Annotated in this window: 16 protein-coding genes; 8 read left to right on the top strand and 8 right to left on the bottom strand. The window is 54.3% G+C overall.

Annotated features, from left to right (window positions below):
- The first annotated feature begins 4 nt into the window (after positions 1 to 4).
- The 6 genes from ACH0VJ_RS07150 (at position 5) to ACH0VJ_RS07125 (ending at position 5,501) form a co-directional block, all read left to right on the top strand.
- Positions 5 to 1,138, top strand: a complete 1,134-nt coding sequence (locus ACH0VJ_RS07150; RefSeq protein WP_000459932.1) for an amidohydrolase/deacetylase family metallohydrolase — start codon at positions 5 to 7, stop codon at positions 1,136 to 1,138.
- A complete protein-coding gene (locus ACH0VJ_RS07145; RefSeq protein WP_001139193.1) occupies positions 1,122 to 2,240 on the top strand; it encodes a DgaE family pyridoxal phosphate-dependent ammonia lyase in 1,119 nt (372 codons plus the stop codon). Before ACH0VJ_RS07150 ends, ACH0VJ_RS07145 begins: the two co-directional genes overlap by 17 nt.
- Positions 2,237 to 2,977, top strand: a complete 741-nt coding sequence (locus tag ACH0VJ_RS07140; protein ID WP_000779272.1) for a KDGP aldolase family protein — start codon at positions 2,237 to 2,239, stop codon at positions 2,975 to 2,977. Before ACH0VJ_RS07145 ends, ACH0VJ_RS07140 begins: the two co-directional genes overlap by 4 nt.
- 16 nt (positions 2,978 to 2,993) lie before the next feature.
- Positions 2,994 to 4,907 carry a BglG family transcription antiterminator gene (locus ACH0VJ_RS07135; protein ID WP_001212129.1) on the top strand — a complete coding sequence of 638 codons (1,914 nt, stop codon included), beginning with the start codon at positions 2,994 to 2,996 and terminating at the stop codon, positions 4,905 to 4,907.
- Between the two features lie 77 nt (positions 4,908 to 4,984).
- The gene (locus ACH0VJ_RS07130; RefSeq protein ID WP_000212724.1) at positions 4,985 to 5,227 is read left to right on the top strand and encodes a type II toxin-antitoxin system RelB/DinJ family antitoxin; all 243 of its coding nucleotides are present in this window, start codon (positions 4,985 to 4,987) and stop codon (positions 5,225 to 5,227) included.
- Entirely contained in the window at positions 5,217 to 5,501 is a 285-nt protein-coding gene (locus ACH0VJ_RS07125; RefSeq protein WP_000220573.1) for a type II toxin-antitoxin system RelE/ParE family toxin, read from the top strand. Before ACH0VJ_RS07130 ends, ACH0VJ_RS07125 begins: the two co-directional genes overlap by 11 nt.
- Before the next feature lie 3 nt (positions 5,502 to 5,504).
- Here the strand turns inward: ACH0VJ_RS07125 and nrdG are convergent, their stop codons facing one another.
- The 5 genes from nrdG to treR all read right to left on the bottom strand — a co-directional run bounded on the left by nrdG (position 5,505) and on the right by treR (position 12,938).
- On the bottom strand, positions 5,505 to 5,969 hold the full coding sequence (gene nrdG, locus ACH0VJ_RS07120; RefSeq protein ID WP_001009174.1) for an anaerobic ribonucleoside-triphosphate reductase-activating protein: 465 nt from the start codon (positions 5,967 to 5,969) through the stop codon (positions 5,505 to 5,507).
- 216 nt (positions 5,970 to 6,185) lie between these two features.
- Positions 6,186 to 8,324 (bottom strand): anaerobic ribonucleoside-triphosphate reductase, encoded by a 2,139-nt coding sequence (gene nrdD, locus ACH0VJ_RS07115; protein WP_000187818.1) that lies wholly within the window; start codon positions 8,322 to 8,324, stop codon positions 6,186 to 6,188.
- Between the two features lie 408 nt (positions 8,325 to 8,732).
- A complete protein-coding gene (treC, locus tag ACH0VJ_RS07110; RefSeq protein ID WP_000155050.1) occupies positions 8,733 to 10,385 on the bottom strand; it encodes an alpha,alpha-phosphotrehalase in 1,653 nt (550 codons plus the stop codon).
- Between the two features lie 49 nt (positions 10,386 to 10,434).
- A complete protein-coding gene (gene treB, locus ACH0VJ_RS07105; protein ID WP_000048828.1) occupies positions 10,435 to 11,853 on the bottom strand; it encodes a PTS trehalose transporter subunit IIBC in 1,419 nt (472 codons plus the stop codon).
- 137 nt (positions 11,854 to 11,990) lie between these two features.
- The gene (gene treR, locus ACH0VJ_RS07100; protein ID WP_001181297.1) at positions 11,991 to 12,938 is read right to left on the bottom strand and encodes a trehalose operon repressor TreR; all 948 of its coding nucleotides are present in this window, start codon (positions 12,936 to 12,938) and stop codon (positions 11,991 to 11,993) included.
- Between the two features lie 144 nt (positions 12,939 to 13,082).
- Between treR and mgtL the strand changes: the two genes are divergently transcribed.
- Together mgtL and mgtA are read left to right on the top strand one after the other, a co-directional pair.
- Positions 13,083 to 13,181, top strand: a complete 99-nt coding sequence (gene mgtL, locus ACH0VJ_RS07095; protein WP_105789234.1) for a mgtA regulatory leader peptide MgtL — start codon at positions 13,083 to 13,085, stop codon at positions 13,179 to 13,181.
- A 140-nt stretch (positions 13,182 to 13,321) separates the two neighbouring features.
- On the top strand, positions 13,322 to 16,030 hold the full coding sequence (gene mgtA, locus ACH0VJ_RS07090; RefSeq protein WP_000920854.1) for a magnesium-translocating P-type ATPase: 2,709 nt from the start codon (positions 13,322 to 13,324) through the stop codon (positions 16,028 to 16,030).
- 104 nt (positions 16,031 to 16,134) lie between these two features.
- On the opposite strand, the gene ACH0VJ_RS07085 is transcribed toward mgtA, so the two are convergent.
- The 3 genes from ACH0VJ_RS07085 to pyrI form a co-directional block, all read right to left on the bottom strand.
- Complete coding sequence (locus ACH0VJ_RS07085) at positions 16,135 to 16,581, bottom strand: transposase (protein ID WP_000252553.1); 447 nt, start codon at positions 16,579 to 16,581, stop codon at positions 16,135 to 16,137.
- A gap of 74 nt (positions 16,582 to 16,655) precedes the next feature.
- Positions 16,656 to 17,042, bottom strand: a complete 387-nt coding sequence (gene ridA, locus ACH0VJ_RS07080) for a 2-iminobutanoate/2-iminopropanoate deaminase (RefSeq protein WP_000047544.1) — start codon at positions 17,040 to 17,042, stop codon at positions 16,656 to 16,658.
- A 76-nt stretch (positions 17,043 to 17,118) separates the two neighbouring features.
- Positions 17,119 to 17,580 carry an aspartate carbamoyltransferase regulatory subunit gene (gene pyrI, locus ACH0VJ_RS07075; RefSeq protein ID WP_000148567.1) on the bottom strand — a complete coding sequence of 154 codons (462 nt, stop codon included), beginning with the start codon at positions 17,578 to 17,580 and terminating at the stop codon, positions 17,119 to 17,121.
- Positions 17,581 to 17,582: the final 2 nt, after the last annotated feature.

Below are 17,582 nucleotides of genomic sequence, written 5' to 3'. Positions count from 1 at the left end.
AACGATGTTTGATTTACTCCTGCGCCATGCGCGTCTGGTCGATGACACGTTGACTAATATTGCCCTGCAAGATGGCAAAATCGCGGCGTTGGGTGACGTTGATGGTCCGGCGCTGAAAACCATTGACCTGCGCGGCGAGTGTTACGTTAGTGCGGGTTGGATTGATTCTCATGTTCACTGCTACCCAAAATCGCCGATTTATTTCGATGAGCCGGATAGTATCGGCATCGCGACGGGGGTGACGACGGTGATTGATGCCGGCAGCACTGGCGCAGATGATATTGACGATTTTTACACCCTGACCCGTCAGGCGACCACCGACGTTTATGCGCTATTGAATGTTTCACGCGTTGGGCTTATTGCCCAAAACGAGCTGGCTAACATGGCCAATATTGACGCCGATGCGGTCCGGCAGGCGGTAAAACGCCACCCGGATTTTATCGTCGGCCTCAAGGCGCGGATGAGCAGCAGCGTAGTAGGCGTTAACGGCATCACGCCGCTGGAACGCGCTAAAGCCATGCAGCAAGAAAACGGCAACCTGCCGTTGATGGTGCATATTGGCAATAACCCGCCGGATCTGGACGAAATCGCGGAGCGTCTGACGGCGGGCGATATCATTACCCATTGTTACAACGGTAAGCCGAACCGTATTCTTCGGCCGGAAGGCGAGCTGCGCGCCTCGGTGACACGAGCGCTGGCGCGCGGCGTGCGTCTGGACGTCGGACATGGTACCGCCAGCCTGAGCTTTGCAGTGGCGAAACGCGCTATTAGCCTGGGGATTTTACCGCATACCATCAGTTCCGATATCTACTGCCGTAACCGCATCAATGGCCCGGTGCATTCGCTGGCTAATGTGATGTCGAAATTCCTCGCCATCGGCATGTCGCTGCCGCAGGTCATTGCGTGCGTGACGGCCAATGCCGCCGATAGCCTGAATCTGAAAACCAAAGGGCGTCTTCAGCCGGGTCTGGATGCCGACCTGACCCTCTTTACGCTTAAACGCCAGCCCACCGTGTTGGTAGACGCGGAAAACGACAGCTTACAGGCTGAAGAATTGCTGACGCCGCTTGCCGCGATACGCGCAGGCAAGGGCTATATGACCGAACAAGGGAGCGCGGAACATGCCTTCGATTTTTGAGAAGTATCAATTAAAACAGGTGATTAACGCCTCCGGACGTATGACGGCGCTCGGCGTCTCTACGCCGCGCCCGGAAGTGGTAGACGCGGCGATGGCCGGAATGAATCAGTATTTCGAGATGAAAGATCTGGTGAATAAAACCGGCGAGTACATTGCGAAATTGCTGGAGGTGGAAGGGGCGACGGTAGTCTCCTGCGCCAGTGCGGGCCTTGCCCAGTCGGTTGCCGCGGTACTGGTTCAGGACAGCGACTGGCTGCTGGAAAACCTGCACGTTACACCGATTGAAAATAACGAAATCGTCCTGCCAAAGGGCCACAACGTCAATTTTGGCGCGCCGGTGGGAACGATGGTGGCGCTGGGCGGCGGCAAACTGGTGGAAGCCGGTTACGCCAACGAATGTTCCGCCGCCCAGTTGGCGGCGGCCATTACGCCGCGCACGGCGGCTATTCTCTATATCAAATCTCACCACTGTGTACAGAAAAGTATGCTCAGCGTGGAGCAGGCTGCGGTGGTGGCGCGCACGCATAATCTCCCGCTGATTGTGGACGCGGCGGCGGAAGAAGATTTGCAGTGCTACTACCGCGTGGGCGCAGATCTCGTTATCTATAGCGGCGCGAAAGCGATTGAAGGGCCGACCAGCGGGCTGGTGATTGGCAAAACGCAGTATGTTGAGTGGGTAAAACGTCAGTCAGCGGGCATTGGCCGGGCGATGAAGGTCGGCAAAGAGGGAATTGTTGGCCTGACCTGCGCCATTGAATTGTACCTGCGGGCGCAAAAAGAGAGCGGCGCGGAGATGGTAGAAAAAATGGCGCCCTTTATCGACACGTTGAACACGTTTAACGGCGTCAGCGCCCGTGTGGTGTGGGACAGCGCCGGACGCGACATCGCGCGCACGGAAATTAAGTTTGATGAAGCCGTTACCGGCATCGCCACAGGCGACCTGGTCGACGCGCTGAAGCAAGGGGAATACGCGATTTACTTTCGCGGATACAAAGCCAACGAAGGGATTATTGAAGCGGATGTCCGCAGCGTCGATCGCGCGCAGTTAGCGATTGTGGCGCGTCGTATTGGCGAGGTGATTAATCAGGAGAAACAAGCATGAAACTGACCCCTAACTTTTACCGCGATCGCGTTTGCCTGAACGTACTGGCCAGTTCGAAAGATAACGCCCGGGAAATCTACGCGGCGGCGGAAGGTCATGTGCTGGTTGGCGTGCTCTCCAAAAACTATCCGGATGTGGCAAGCGCAGTCGCGGATATGCGTGAATATGCGGCGCTTATCGATAATGCGCTCTCCGTCGGACTGGGGGCAGGCGATCCTAACCAGTCGGCGATGGTGAGCGAAATCTCGCGTCAGGTACAGCCGCAGCATGTCAACCAGGTGTTTACCGGCGTAGGGGCCAGCCGGGCGCTGCTGGGGCAAAATGAGACGGTGGTGAACGGTCTTGTCTCGCCGACCGGCACGCCGGGACGGGTGAAAATTTCCACCGGCCCGCTAAGCAGCCGCGCGCCGGACGGCATCGTACCCATAGAAACGGCGATTGCGCTGCTCAAAGATATGGGCGGCAGCTCCGTTAAATACTTTCCGATGGGAGGACTCACCTGTCGCGACGAGTATAAAGCGGTAGCTGAGGCCTGCGCCCGCCATGATTTCTGGCTGGAACCGACGGGCGGTATCGATCTGGAAAACTTCGCCGAGATTCTGCACATCGCCCTTGATGCAGGTGTAAGCAAAATCATTCCTCACATTTATAGTTCGATTATTGATAAGGTGAGCGGCAACACCCGTGCGGACGATGTGCGTCAGTTACTCGCTATCGTCCGGTCGCGTGTCGGCTAATCATGAGGAGAGAGACGTGCGATTCCCCAACCAACGTTTAGCGCAGCTATTTGCGATGCTGCAAAACGAGACGCTGCCGCAGGACGAGCTGGCGCAGCGGTTGTCGGTCTCCACGCGTACCGTTCGGGCGGATATCGCCGCGCTGAACATGTTGCTGACGCCGCATGGCGCGCAATTTACTCTCAGCCGCGGCAACGGGTATCAGCTCAAAATTGATGATCCGGCACGTTATCAATCCCTGCAAACGCAGCAATCTCCCGCCCTGGCGCGCGGTCCGCGCACCAGCCAGGAGCGGATACACTATTTGCTGGCGCGTTTTTTAACCTCCGCCTTCTCGCTGAAGCTGGAGGATTTAGCAGATGAATGGTTTATCAGCCGTGCGACGTTGCAGAACGACATGGCGGACGTGCGCGAGCATTTGCTGCGTTATCATCTGACGCTGGAAACGCGTCCGCGTCATGGCATGAAATTGTTTGGCGGAGAGATGGCGATTCGCGCCTGTCTGACCGACCTTTTATGGACGCTGGCGCAGCAGGAGCCCTCCCATCCGTTAATTGTTAGTACCACGCTGAACACCGAGTTGTCTCAACGGCTGCAGTCTCTTTTGCCGGATATTTTCTCTCATTGTCAAATCCGCCTGACCGATGAGAGCGAGCTGTTTCTGCGTTTGTACTGCGCGGTGGCGGTACGGCGTATTCGCGAGGGGTATCCGTTATCGGAATGCGTGGCAGAGGAGGTCGATGAAAAAGTGCGCCATGCGGCGCATGAGATTGCGGAGCTACTACAACAGCTGGCCGATAAGCCGCTGTCGGAGCCGGAAGTAAGCTGGCTGAAGGTGCATATTGCCGCCCGCCAGGTACAGGAGATTGCCCCCAGCGCCATTAATGCCGATGATGAAGAGGCGTTGGTGCGCTATATCCTCAATTTTATTAATACCCAGTACAACTATAACCTGTTGAATGATAAACAGCTTCACGCGGACTTGCTGACCCACATCAAAACGATGATCACCCGCGTGCGCTACCAGATCATGATCCCCAACCCACTACTGGAAAATATTAAGCAGCACTATCCGATGGCGTGGGATATGACGTTGGCGGCGATATCGAGTTGGGGAAAATACACGCCGTATACCATTAGCGAAAACGAAATCGGTTTTCTGGTGCTGCATATTGGCGTTGGGCTGGAACGTAGTTACAACATTGGCTACCAGCGGCAGCCGCAGGTACTGCTGGTGTGCGATGCTGGTAATGCGATGGTGCGGATGATTGAAGCGGTACTGGCGCGGAAATACCCGCAGATTGAGATAGCCCGCACTCTGACGCTACGCGACTATGAGGCGCGGGACAGTATTGTGGAGGATTTTGTGATTTCCACGGCGCGGATCGGCGAAAAAGATAAACCGGTTATCATGATCGCCCCCTTTCCTACCGACTATCAATTGGAGCAGATCGGTAAGCTGGTGCTGGTGGACAGAACCCGTCCGTGGATGCTGGATAAATATTTCGATGCCTCGCATTTTCGCATCGTGGAGGGGGAAATAGATCAACAGACGCTGTTTAAAACGCTGTGCGATCAGTTGCACGAGGAAGGCTTTGTTGATGCGGCGTTTCTCGATTCGGTTATTGAACGTGAAGCTATTGTCAGTACGTTATTAGGCGACGGGATTGCCTTGCCACACGCGCTGGGGCTGCTGGCGAAGAAAACGGTGGTTTATACGGTGCTCGCGCCGCAGGGGATTGCCTGGGGTGACGAAACGGCGCACGTTATTTTTTTACTCGCCATCAGCAAAAGTGAATATGAAGAGGCGATGGCCATCTACGATATTTTCGTCACTTTCCTGCGCGAACGCGCCATGACGCGCCTCTGCGCATGTCAGAATTTTACGCAATTTAAAACGGTCGCGATGGAGTGCGTGAGTCGTTTTTGAGAGGCGTTATCCAGAATTCGATGTAATGCGAATGTAATGCTAAACTGCATTACACATTCGATTCTACTGGAGGCATAATGGCCACGCTGAACGTCCGTCTGGATGACAAACTCAAAAATGAGGCTTATGCCGTGCTGGAAAAACTGAACATTACTCCAACGGAAGCCGTGCGATTACTGTTCCAGTACGTCGCGGAAACGGGGCGCATGCCAGTGAAAACCGTCACTCTTAGCGACAGTGAAGATGCATTGATTCAGACAGTTCGGGAGAGGCTGTCTAGTCCGCAAAAGGGAATCAAGGTTAGTCTGGATGACTTATGAACTGGAATTCGACCCGAGGGCCTTAAAAGAGTGGCATAAGCTGGGCGATACGATGAAGGCTCAGCTTAAGAAAAAGTTGGCTGATGTGCTATTGAACCCCAGAATCGACTCTGCCCGTTTAAACGGTCTTCCTGACTGCTATAAAATTAAGCTTAAATCGTCCGGTTATCGTCTGGTGTACCAGGTTCGGGATGAAGTTGTGATTGTGTTTGTTGTTGCGGTCGGCAAGCGAGAACATTCAGCCGTCTATCACGATGCAAACAAACGGCTTTAGCGATCAACGCAAATGATGCACTACCTGGTTGCTGCTACCGCGCCAGATAAGCGCCGGGTCTTTCAGATCCTGCACAAATTTGCCATCGACCAGCACGTTGATGAGATTGACCACCTGCATCTGTGCGGCGTTGAGTTCATCGAGCTTGTAGCCGGTCCACACCCAGATATCTTTCCCCGGGCACTCCGCGTGGATGCGTTGTACCAGTGCCAGGATATCCGGTACGTTTTGCGGATGCAGCGGATCGCCGCCCGACAGCGAGATCCCCTGACGGTGAATGCGCGTGTCGTTCAGATCGGCAATGATCTTATCTTCCATCTCTTTGGTAAACGGCTGGCCGGAGTTCAGCCGCCAGGTGCTTTTGTTATAGCAGCCAGGGCATTCATGCACGCACCCTGACACAAACAGGGTGCAGCGGGTGCCGGGGCCGTTAACGATGTCTACGGGGTAGTATTGGTGAAAGTTCATGTTTCCTCGTTGCATTTGGCGCTGTAGCGGCGTTGGCCGCTCTCACTTACCCAGGTCACTTACTTATGTAAGCTCCCTGGGATTCGTTCGTTTGCCGCCTTGCTACAACACCAACTGCTTAGAGGAAACTCATGAAATTGGAACTATAGCCAGCGGTTGTAGGCCGGATAAGGTGTTTACACCGCCATCCGGCATTTACGCATTGCAAACGGAGGATTAACCTATCTGCCCATTGCCTAAATGCTTCACGCGGCGCTTCACTTCTTCTTGTTTGCCGGCGTTAAACGGACGCGCGTCCGGGCTGCCTAAATAACCGCACACGCGGCGGGTGACCGAGACGCGCGCGGCATCGTGGTTGCCGCATTTCGGGCAGGTGAAACCTTTACTGGTACATTCGAACTCGCCGGTAAAGCCGCACTCGTAGCATTCATCGATCGGCGTGTTGGTGCCGTAATACGGTACATGCTGATAGCTGTAATCCCAGACATCTTCCAGCGCTTTCAGGTTGTGCTGAATGTTCGGGTATTCGCCGTAGCAAATGAAACCCCCGTTCGCCAGCGGCGGATACGGCGCTTCGAAATCGATTTTGTCGTACGGGTTAACCTTCTTCTCCACGTCGAGGTGGAAGCTGTTGGTGTAGTAACCTTTATCGGTTACGCCCGGCACCACGCCGAACTCGGCGGTATCCAGACGGCAGAAGCGGTCACAGAGGTTTTCACTTGGCGTGCTGTACAGGCTAAAGCCGTAGCCGGTCTCGTCTTTCCACTGATCCACGGCCTGGCGCAGACGCTCCACAATCGCGATGCCTTTAGCGCGAAGTTGCTCGCTGTCGTACAGGTGTTCGCCGCCAAACAGCGCGTTAATGGTTTCATGGATACCAATGTAGCCCAGAGAGATGGACGCACGACCATTTTTAAAGATTTCAGACACGTCGTCGTCCGCTTTCAGCCGCACGCCGCAGGCGCCTTCCATATACAGGATAGGCGCGACGCGGGCTTTCACGCCTTCAAGGCGGGCGATACGGGTCATCAGCGCCTTCCGCGCCAGCGCCAGACGTTCATCCAGCAGTTTCCAGAATGCGGTTTCGTCGCCTTTTGCTTCCAGCGCGATGCGCGGCAGGTTAAGGCTAATCACGCCCAGGTTGTTACGCCCGTCGTGGATCTGCTCGCCGTTTTCGTTCTCCCACACGCCGAGGAAGCTGCGGCAGCCCATTGGCGTTTTGAACGAACCGGTGACTTTGACCACCTGATCGTAGTTGAGGATGTCCGGATACATGCGCTTGCTCGCGCACTCCAGCGCCAGTTGTTTAATGTCGTAGTTCGGATCGCCAAACTTGTGGTTCAAACCATCGCGGATAGCGAAGACCAGTTTCGGGAACACGGCGGTTTTGCGATTTTTACCCAGACCGGCGATACGGTTACGCAAAATAGATGCCTGGATCAGACGCGACTCCCAACTGGTGCCGAGGCCAAAACCAAAGGTCACGAAAGGCGTCTGGCCGTTAGCGGTGTGCAGCGTGTTAACTTCGTATTCCAGCGACTGGAAGGCGTCGTAGCACTCTTTTTCGGTGCGAGAACGCGCATACCCTTCGGCATCCGGGATCTGCCACTCATCGGCGGTTTTGCGGTGCTTGTTGTAGCTTTCGGTGACAAACGGCGCCAGCACTTCGTCGATACGGTTAATGGTGGTGCCGCCATAAATATGGCTGGCGACCTGCGCGATAATCTGCGCGGTAACGGCAGTGGCGGTAGAGATTGATTTCGGCGGTTCGATCTCGGCGTTACCCATCTTAAAGCCCTGGGTCAACATGCCTTTCAGGTCGATCAACATACAGTTGAACATCGGGAAGAACGGCGAATAGTCGAGATCGTGATAGTGGATATCGCCGCGCTCATGCGCTTGTACTACGTCACGCGGCAACAGGTGCTGGCGGGCATAGTGTTTGGCGACAATCCCGGCCAGCAAATCGCGCTGGGTGGGAATGACTTTACTGTCTTTGTTGGCGTTTTCATTGAGCAACGCGGAGTTAGTTTGCTCTACCAGGCCGCGAATTTCCTGGTTCAGACGACCACGCTTTTCACGCTGAATGTCGCGATCGTGACGGTATTCGATGTAGGCGCGGGCAAGCTGTTTGTACGGGCCGGACATCAGTTGGTTTTCAACCGCAGTCTGGATCTCGTTAATATCCACCTGACTGCGTGCGTTCATTTGGCTGCTAACGACTTCTGCGACGGTGGCACAGTAATCTGCGTCATCGACTCCCGCTGCTTTAGCTGCACGTAGAATGGCTTCCTTAATGCGCTCTGATTTGAATGGCACTTTACAGCCATCTCGTTTCATCACATGCGGTGTCATGATCACTCCATATTTGTAAGAACAGGTTATCCACAGAGGCTGGGGAAGCCATAACAGGTTTATTCATCTCTTTTCCAACGACTTCCCGCAATCCTGACCCAGGTTATCCACAATTCACCTTGTGTCGAGTGAACAGGTGTTGTAGCAATTGTAGTCAATTAATACAACATATTGGGTCGGCGTGCATTTTAAAGTCTATATGTAGTGATTTGCATCAAGGATGTTTGCAATTTTATTGATGTAGAACAAGGTAAAAATCAGAGCGTACAGATGGCGGGCGCTGTAGCGTTTGTAAAAGATAGCAAGAAAAATCTGATTAATTATTCAACAAAAACAGTCAGTAACCTGGAGCAACGCCACAGCCCGTGTCAATAGGTTTGTGGCGTTTATCCGTATAAGGACGTCGCGTTAGCGTTGTAACCACCAGATGGCTTCAAATGGGCGGAGCGTCATCGCGGCTGGCTGGCTGGCGACCTCGCCATAATTGTGCAGTAGCGCCTGCCATTGTCCTTTGATATGCGGCGGATGCCACTCCTGGCACTGGTCGCTCAGATTGGCGACAACCAGTAGGGTTTGCCCCTGCCACTGGCGGCGATAACACCATACTGATGGGCTATCCGGGAGGAGATCCTGATAATCGCCCCAGATCAGTACAGGCTGGGTTTTACGTAGCGCAATCAGCTTTTGATAGGTGTAAAACACCGAGTTTTCATCGCGTAATGCCGCCTCGACGTTAACCTCCGTATAGTTATCGCACAGGCTTATCCACGGCTCGCCCTGGGTGAAACCGGCGTTTTTACCGTTGTCCCACTGCATCGGCGTGCGGCTGTTGTCGCGGGATTTACTGGCCAGGATAGCCAGCAGTTCGTCGGGGTCGCGCCCGGCGGCGCGTAGCGCGGCAAACATGTTATGGCTTTCCACGTCGCGATAATCGGTGATGCGGGTAAAGTGTGGGTTGGTCATGCCGATTTCTTCGCCCTGATAGATATAAGGCGTCCCTTGCATACCGTGCAGCGCCATCGCCAGCATTTTCGCGGCTGGAACCCGGTATTCACCCTCGTCGCCAAAGCGGGAAACGATGCGCGGCTGATCGTGATTACACCAGAATAACGCGTTCCAGGCGACGTTATGCATCCCCTGTTGCCAGTGGCGGAACAACGCTTTCAGCGCCACATAATCAGGTTTTGCCAGCGTCCACTTTTCGCCATTGGGGTAATCCACCTTCAGATGATGAAAATTGAAGGTCATCGAGAGTTCGTCGCCGCTAAGCGCGGCATATTGCTGGCAGTTTTCCAGCGTGGTAGAGGACATTTCGCCTACCGTCATCAGATTACGCGGCGTAAAAACGTCACGGTTCATTTCGCGTAAAAACGTATGCGCGCGCGGTCCATCGGTATAAAAGCGGCGTCCGTCGCCCGTCGGATCGTCAGGAAAATCCTGATCTTTGGCGATCAGGTTCACCACGTCCAGACGCAGGCCATCCACGCCGCGATCGGCCCAGAATTCGCAGACCTTTTTCAGCTCGGCGCGCACGGCGGGGTTTTCCCAGTTCAGGTCGGCCTGTTCAGGCGCGAAAAGGTGTAAATAATATTGTTCGCTTTGGCTATGCCAGCGCCAGGCGCTGCCGCCAAATTTGGATTGCCAGTTATTCGGGCAGACATCCGGCGTGCCATCGCGCCAGATATAAAACTGACGGTATGGACTCTCTTTGTTCAGCGCTTCGCGAAACCAGGCGTGCTGGGTAGAAGTATGGTTAAACACCATATCCAGGATGATACGAATACCGCGTGCTTTCGCCTGCGCGACCAGCTCGTCAAAATCATCCAGCGTGCCGTAGGTCGGGTCGATAGCCGTATAATTTGCGACGTCATAACCGTTATCCACCTGCGGCGAGATATAAAACGGCGTGAGCCAGATGGCGTCCACGCCGAGTCGCTGTAGATAGTCAAGGCGCTGCGTGACGCCGCGTAAATCGCCGGTGCCGCTGCCGGTCGTGTCCTGAAAACTTTTTGGGTAGATCTGATAAATAACGCCGTTTTGCCACCAGAGGGGAATAGTCATTGTTGTTTCCTGCAAGTGCGTTGGGACGCAACTGCGCCCCGAAGAAGTATTAGACAATTTGTAATGTGCCCTGACGATGCTTACGCTGATAGATAAAGGTGGTCAGAATCACCGGGATCACGATCGCGATAACCATCGCCATGCCGTACACCTGCCAGTAGCGCGGCGGTATAGACAGGATGCCCGGCAGGCCGCCCACGCCGATACCGTTGGCGATGACGCCGTTCAGACCGCAGAGCAGTCCCGCCAGACCAGAGCCGATCATCGCGCACAGCATCGGAAAACGATACTTCAGGTTGATACCGTACATCGCCGGTTCAGTTACCCCAAGGTAAGCGGAAATGGCGGCAGGAACGGAGATCTCGCGTTCATTGTGTTTACGGCTGGAGATGATGATGCCCACCACGGCGGAGGCCTGCGCGATATTCGACAGCGCAATCAGCGGCCAGACTGGCGTACCGCCCATGCTCTGGATCATCTGCATATCGATAGCGAGCGTTGTCTGGTGGACGCCGGTAATGACCAGCGGGGCATACAGGAAGCCGAACAGCGCCGCGCCTATCGGGGCGAAACTGCCGGTCATCAGATAACGTACCGCAAAGGCCACGCCGTCGCCGATCATACGACCAAAGGGGCCGATAAAGGTATGGGCGAGAAAGACGGCCAGTATCAACGAACACACCGGGACGACGACCAGGTAGAGATAATCCGGCACGATGCGTTTCAACCGCGTTTCAATAAACCCAAGCGCCAGCCCTGCCAATAACGCCGGGATAACCTGCGCCTGGTAGCCCACTTTCTCAATGCTAAATAAGCCGAAGTTCCAGACGTCCGGCGTTTGCTGGCCCAGCAGATACGCATTCATCAACTGCGGCGACACCAGTGTCACGCCGAGCACGATACCAAGAATCGGCGTGCCGCCCATTTTTTTCACCGCCGACCAGCAGATCCCCACCGGCAGATAGAAAAAGATCGCTTCGCCGATCAACCATAAAAAATCATAAAGCGTTTTTAGCGCCGGATGCATCTGCGCCAGCGTTTGGCCGTTGCTCATCGGCACATCGCCGATCACGTTACGAAAGCCTAAGATCAAACCGCCGCTGATCAACGCCGGTAGTAGCGGAAAGAAGATCTCCGCAAAGTGGGAAATTAACTGCTCATGCCACTTCATGTTCTGGCGAGCGGCTTTTTTGGCCTGCTCTTTATCGGCATACGCTTTGCCGGTGGTCTCCAGCAGCGCGTTATAGTAATCGCCGACTTCGGTGCCGATCACCACCTGAAACTGCCCGGCGTTGGTGAAACAGCCTTTAACCATCGGTAATTGTTCGATCTCTTTTGGCCTGGCGTTCGCGGGCTGGTGGAGCACAAAGCGCAGGCGAGTAATGCAGTGGCTCACCGTGGCGATGTTGTCGCGCCCGCCAACCAGGTCAATCAGCCGATCGATATCGGCTTGTTTTACTTTGCTCATCGTAAAGCCTCATGGCAGAGGAGGTATGTTATGGGTTGGCGCAAGAGTATCTCTTCAACGTTGGTTTAAAAATGGGAACGTTCCCGAAACGCAGCGACGATCACAAATTACTCGTGATATTCCGTTTAATCAGCCACTCAGGCGAGGGTAGAAGGAATGACGATCCGGCGCGGATCGCAGCGGCCATTGATCTGTTCGATCAGCTGCGAAGCCGCCTGCCGTCCGGCTTCAGCATAGCCAGGATCGACAGTGACGATCTCCGGGTGCAGGAATTTTATCAGCGGCGTGTTCCCGACGCTTGCCAGTTGCAGCGTCTCAATACGTTGCTCCTGTAAATACTTGCTGGCGCCCAACGCCAGCGTATCGGTGGCGCAGACTAACGCGGTGGTATCCGGCATGATGACGCTTGCCGTATGCTCATAACCCTGCTTCATGGCAAGACCGGGCAGGGCGGCGACGGGGTGAAGTTTATGTTTTTTGCAAAACGCCAGGTATGCGTCATGCCGACGTTTGCCGGTGGTAATATCGCTATGGGGAACGCCCAGAAAGCTAATGTTGCGGTGTCCCTGCTCATACAGCCGCTGCATAAGGATATGAATCGCGCCCTCGTCGTCGTAACAGACGGAGGCAAAACCTTGCGCATCTCTTGCCAGCAGCACCAGCGAGGCTTTCCAGGGGGCGATCAGCTCTTCTGTGATGCCGGTAAAGCCAAACAGCACCACGCCATCAATGTTACGTCGTCTGAGCATGCCCAGATGTTCCATTACCAGCGTCGGCGAGAACTGACTTTCCATCATAATAGGGTCGTAGCCCTGTTCATAAAACGCAGGCAGCATGGTCTGAACCGCGAGGTTTTCAGACAACGAATCAAGGCGAGTGACGATAATAGCGACCACTTTATCGCTTTGTCCCCGCATCGCACGGGCGGAGCGGGACGGAGAGAAACCGTGTTGATTCATCACCGCTTCGACACGCTCGCGGGTACGTTCGCTTACGCCGCTTTCATTGTTAAGCACGCGGGAAACGGTTGATTTCCCTACGCCGCTCAGGCGGGCGATGTCTTTGATAGTGAGCCGGTTTTGCATCCTGTTTTCCCGTGGCGTGACGCTGATGGTGATAAAAAGAGTAACTTTACTCAAGCGAAGGGCAATGGGCAAAGTCTGGTTTATCGTTGGTTTAATTACGTAACGGTATGGTACCGCCATAATTGCCACAAAACTTATGGATTTATGCGTATAATCCGCGGCGCAAATTATTTACTTACCGGAGGCGACATGGACCCTGAACCCACCCCTCTCCCGCGATGGAGAATTTTCCTTTTCCGGTAAGCCTGCCTCTGCTGTCTTACCGGTGTGTAAGACAGTGACACAATAACGTCCCTGTTTTTATTTAAACATTGCTCATCGGGCAAGGCTTTGCCGCGCCTGAAGAATTTTCTGCGCCTGACTTCGGCGCGGAGGGATTACCTATGCTAAAAACCATTACCCGCCAGCTTTTTGCCCGGCTTAATCGTCATTTGCCTTATCGTCTGGTTCACCGCGATCCGCTGCCCGGCGCGCAGACCGCGGTAAATGCGACTATCCCGCCTTCGCTGAGCGAGCGCTGTCTGAAAGTCGCGGCAATGGAGCAGGAGACGCTCTGGCGCGTTTTTGATACGCACCCGGAGGGATTAAACGCCGCCGAGGTGACGTGCGCGCGTGAAAAGCATGGCGAAAACCGCCTTCCGGCACAGAAACCCTCGCCGTGGTGGGTGCATCTGTGGGTATGTTATCGCAATCCTTTCAACATCTTACTCACGATTCTTGGCGGCATTTCTTATGCCACGGAGGATCTGTTTGCCGCAGGCGTTATCGCCCTGATGGTCGGTATCTCAACACTGCTGAATTTTGTGCAGGAAGCGCGCTCGACAAAAGCGGCGGACGCGCTAAAAGCGATGGTGAGCAATACCGCTACCGTACTGCGGGTTATTAATGAAAATGGCGAAAACGCCTGGCTGGAATTACCCATCGATCAACTGGTGCCCGGCGATATTATTAAGCTGGCGGCGGGGGATATGATCCCGGCGGATTTACGGATTATCCAGGCGCGCGATCTGTTTGTCGCCCAGGCGTCGCTGACCGGCGAATCTCTGCCAGTCGAGAAAGTCGCCGCGACGCGTGAGCCCCGGCAAAATAACCCGCTTGAGTGCGACACGCTGTGCTTTATGGGGACGAACGTCGTGAGCGGAACGGCGCAGGCCGTGGTGATGGCGACCGGCGCCGACACCTGGTTTGGTCAATTGGCGGGGCGCGTGTCGGAACAAGATAACGAGCAGAACGCTTTCCAGAAAGGAATTAGCCGCGTCAGTATGTTGCTGATCCGCTTTATGCTGGTCATGGCGCCGGTAGTACTGATTATTAATGGTTACACGAAAGGTGACTGGTGGGAAGCGGCGTTATTTGCGCTCTCGGTCGCGGTAGGACTCACCCCGGAAATGTTGCCGATGATCGTCACCTCCACCCTCGCGCGCGGGGCGGTGAAGCTCTCGAAACAGAAAGTTATCGTGAAGCACCTTGATGCGATTCAGAACTTCGGCGCGATGGATATTCTGTGCACCGATAAAACCGGCACACTGACGCAGGATAAAATTGTGCTGGAAAATCATACGGATATCTCTGGTAAGCCCAGCGAGCATGTACTGCATTGCGCCTGGCTGAACAGCCATTATCAGACCGGTCTAAAAAATTTACTGGATACGGCAGTCCTGGAGGGAGTAGACGAAACCGCCGCGCGTCAGCTCTCCGGACGCTGGCAGAAAATCGATGAGATTCCGTTTGATTTTGAGCGTCGCCGGATGTCGGTGGTGGTGGCCGAAGATTCGAGCGTGCATCAACTGGTCTGCAAAGGCGCGTTACAGGAGATCCTGAACGTGTGTACTCAGGTGCGCCACAACGGCGATATTGTGCCGCTGGACGACAATATGCTGCGCCGGGTGAAACGCGTTACCGACACGCTGAACCGTCAGGGGCTACGCGTGGTCGCCGTCGCGACCAAATACCTGCCTGCGCGTGAGGGCGATTACCAGCGTATCGATGAATCTGACCTGATCCTGGAAGGGTATATTGCTTTTCTCGATCCGCCGAAAGAGACCACCGCGCCGGCGCTGAAAGCGCTGAAGGCGAGCGGAATTACGGTGAAAATTCTCACCGGCGACAGCGAGCTGGTAGCGGCAAAAGTTTGCCATGAGGTTGGGCTGGATGCGGGCGATGTCATTATTGGCAGTGATATTGAAGGGTTAAACGACGACGCGCTGGCGGCGCTGGCCGCCCGTACGACGTTGTTTGCGCGTCTGACGCCGATGCATAAAGAGCGCATCGTCACTTTGCTCAAACGCGAGGGGCATGTGGTCGGTTTTATGGGCGACGGGATTAACGATGCCCCGGCGTTGCGGGCGGCGGATATTGGTATCTCGGTAGATGGCGCGGTGGACATCGCCCGTGAAGCCGCCGATATTATCCTGCTGGAAAAGAGCCTGATGGTGCTGGAAGAAGGCGTCATTGAAGGTCGTCGTACTTTTTCTAATATGTTGAAATATATCAAGATGACGGCCAGCTCAAATTTCGGTAACGTGTTTAGCGTACTGGTGGCGAGCGCCTTTTTGCCGTTCCTGCCAATGCTGCCGCTGCACTTGCTGATTCAAAACCTGCTGTACGATGTATCCCAGGTAGCGATTCCGTTTGATAATGTCGATGAAGAACAAATTCAAAAGCCGCAGCGCTGGAATCCGGCGGATTTGGGGCGCTTTATGGTCTTTTTCGGTCCGATCAGCTCGATTTTCGACATTTTGACCTTTTGTCTGATGTGGTGGGTATTTCATGCGAATACGCCAGAAACGCAAACTTTGTTCCAGTCCGGCTGGTTTGTGGTGGGATTACTGTCGCAAACGCTGATTGTGCATATGATCCGTACCCGTCGTCTGCCGTTTATTCAAAGTCGCGCCGCCTGGCCGCTGATGGCGATGACGTTGTTGGTGATGGTCGTGGGAGTTTCGTTGCCGTTTTCGCCGCTGGCGTCTTACCTGCAGTTGCAGGCGCTGCCGTTAAGCTATTTCCCGTGGCTGATTGCCATTCTGGCGGGCTATATGACGTTAACCCAGTTAGTGAAAGGGTTTTACAGCAGACGTTATGGCTGGCAGTAAACACTTTCGTCGGGGATTCGCCAGCGTGCTTAATCCCCGATATCGCTAACCCCGTAAAGCTCGACAAGTTTAACGCGATCGGCTTTATCTTTAAATTTCAGGGCTTATTCAAGCAACTGTAGAATGCTATATGCAGGCATAAAAAAGAGGAATGTCCAGCTAAGTTTGTAAAATACATTCTCTGCCCCCGAGCCAGAACGAGAGGAGGAGATGTCCCACCGCCGGATATGTTTTGCGGATATGCGACGAAAGCGGCGAATATAGCTAATGCAATAAACTAAGTAAGGAGGAATCGCTAAGGCGCCAGTGGGTTTAGGAAACATAAGGGTAAGCAATATGGCTGCGACAATGAAGCATAAAAAGACTATCTTCGCGGTAGATTCTATCTGTTTTAATTCCTGGCGTATGCTTTCAGCATGTTTCTCCTGCCAGCGACGGAGCGTGCTGTTGCTAAATCCATATTCTTCGCATAACGCCTTATTCGGTACGCCGTTTTTAGACTGTTGCAGAAAATCGGCGATTTGCTCCTCGGTAAAACGCGATCTTACCATTGCCGCCTCTCCATGGCTGTTGGTGCCCCGAACCGGGCAAACTTGCGCCGCCCGGCGGGGATAACGTCCGGCGCTTAGCGACGAACAGCGATCGCTTCAATCTCAATTTTCACGTCTTTCGGCAGACGGGCAACTTCCACGCAGGAACGCGCCGGGAAGGTGGCGTTGTGCTCGGTGAAGAAGGCTTCGTAGGTGGCGTTGACGGTCGCGAAATCGTTCAGGTCTTTCACGAAGACGGTCGTTTTCACAATGTCGCCTACTTTCAGGCCAGCGGCTTCCACGATAGCTTTAACGTTTTCCAGCGACTGACGAGCCTGAGCGGATACGTCTTCCGCTACGGCACCGGTTTTCGGATCGACCGGGATCTGACCGGAAGTGATTACCATGCTACCCAGGTCAACGCCCTGTACGTATGGGCCGATTGCTGCTGGTGCATTTTCCGTCGCAATAGTTTTGCTCATGATTTCTCCTGAATTACAGCGGTAATAGAATGTCCCCGCTCATTATAGGGAGCCGGGATCTCATAACCAACCCAAATTAGTTGGCCAGCACCACATAATGCGAAAACTCTTTTTCACAGTATTTGCATTTGAGGGCGATATCATTGGCGCGTTTTTTCACTGCAAAGCTGGAGGATACCGGTTCCGCGTGGCTGATGCAGTTGCTGTTCGGGCAAACCAGCACATTATTAATACGCTCTGGCAGGCTGGGGCGTGATTTCCCGACTACGTCGTAGTTGTCGATGCGGTTAACGGTGGCCTGCGGCGCGTACAGAGCAAGTTGGTTAACCTGCTCATCGGTGAGGAAGGTGTTTTCTATTTTGATTAAGTCTTTACGCCCCATCTCGCCAGACGGGAGATTCAGACCGATAGTGATTCGCTGATCGGTCTCGGTCAATTTAAACAGACTCAGCAGCTTAAATCCTACCTGCGCAGGGATATGGTCAATCACGGTGCCGCATTTAATGGCTTCAACCTGCAGTTTATTATCGTGTGTCATCG

Origin of the sequence: Salmonella sp. 2020_1459 (assembly GCF_043847915.1) — a bacterium.
Classification (GTDB): Bacteria; Pseudomonadota; Gammaproteobacteria; order Enterobacterales; family Enterobacteriaceae; genus Salmonella; species Salmonella enterica.
This window is presented reverse-complemented; position numbering and strand designations above follow the sequence as displayed.

Excerpts from the sequence above, each read along its gene's own strand:
- ACH0VJ_RS07150 (WP_000459932.1), top strand. The coding sequence starts at position 5 with ATGTTTGATTTACTCCTGCGCCATGCGCGTCTGGTCGATGACACGTTG.
- ACH0VJ_RS07145 (WP_001139193.1), top strand. The coding sequence starts at position 1,122 with ATGCCTTCGATTTTTGAGAAGTATCAATTAAAACAGGTGATTAACGCC.
- ACH0VJ_RS07140 (WP_000779272.1), top strand. The coding sequence starts at position 2,237 with ATGAAACTGACCCCTAACTTTTACCGCGATCGCGTTTGCCTGAACGTA.
- ACH0VJ_RS07130 (WP_000212724.1), top strand. The coding sequence starts at position 4,985 with ATGGCCACGCTGAACGTCCGTCTGGATGACAAACTCAAAAATGAGGCT.
- ACH0VJ_RS07125 (WP_000220573.1), top strand. The coding sequence starts at position 5,217 with ATGACTTATGAACTGGAATTCGACCCGAGGGCCTTAAAAGAGTGGCAT.
- nrdG (WP_001009174.1), bottom strand. The coding sequence starts at position 5,969 with ATGAACTTTCACCAATACTACCCCGTAGACATCGTTAACGGCCCCGGC.
- nrdD (WP_000187818.1), bottom strand. The coding sequence starts at position 8,324 with ATGACACCGCATGTGATGAAACGAGATGGCTGTAAAGTGCCATTCAAA.
- treC (WP_000155050.1), bottom strand. The coding sequence starts at position 10,385 with ATGACTATTCCCCTCTGGTGGCAAAACGGCGTTATTTATCAGATCTAC.
- treB (WP_000048828.1), bottom strand. The coding sequence starts at position 11,853 with ATGAGCAAAGTAAAACAAGCCGATATCGATCGGCTGATTGACCTGGTT.
- treR (WP_001181297.1), bottom strand. The coding sequence starts at position 12,938 with ATGCAAAACCGGCTCACTATCAAAGACATCGCCCGCCTGAGCGGCGTA.
- mgtL (WP_105789234.1), top strand. The coding sequence starts at position 13,083 with ATGCGTATAATCCGCGGCGCAAATTATTTACTTACCGGAGGCGACATG.
- mgtA (WP_000920854.1), top strand. The coding sequence starts at position 13,322 with ATGCTAAAAACCATTACCCGCCAGCTTTTTGCCCGGCTTAATCGTCAT.
- ACH0VJ_RS07085 (WP_000252553.1), bottom strand. The coding sequence starts at position 16,581 with ATGGTAAGATCGCGTTTTACCGAGGAGCAAATCGCCGATTTTCTGCAA.
- ridA (WP_000047544.1), bottom strand. The coding sequence starts at position 17,042 with ATGAGCAAAACTATTGCGACGGAAAATGCACCAGCAGCAATCGGCCCA.
- pyrI (WP_000148567.1), bottom strand. The coding sequence starts at position 17,580 with ATGACACACGATAATAAACTGCAGGTTGAAGCCATTAAATGCGGCACC.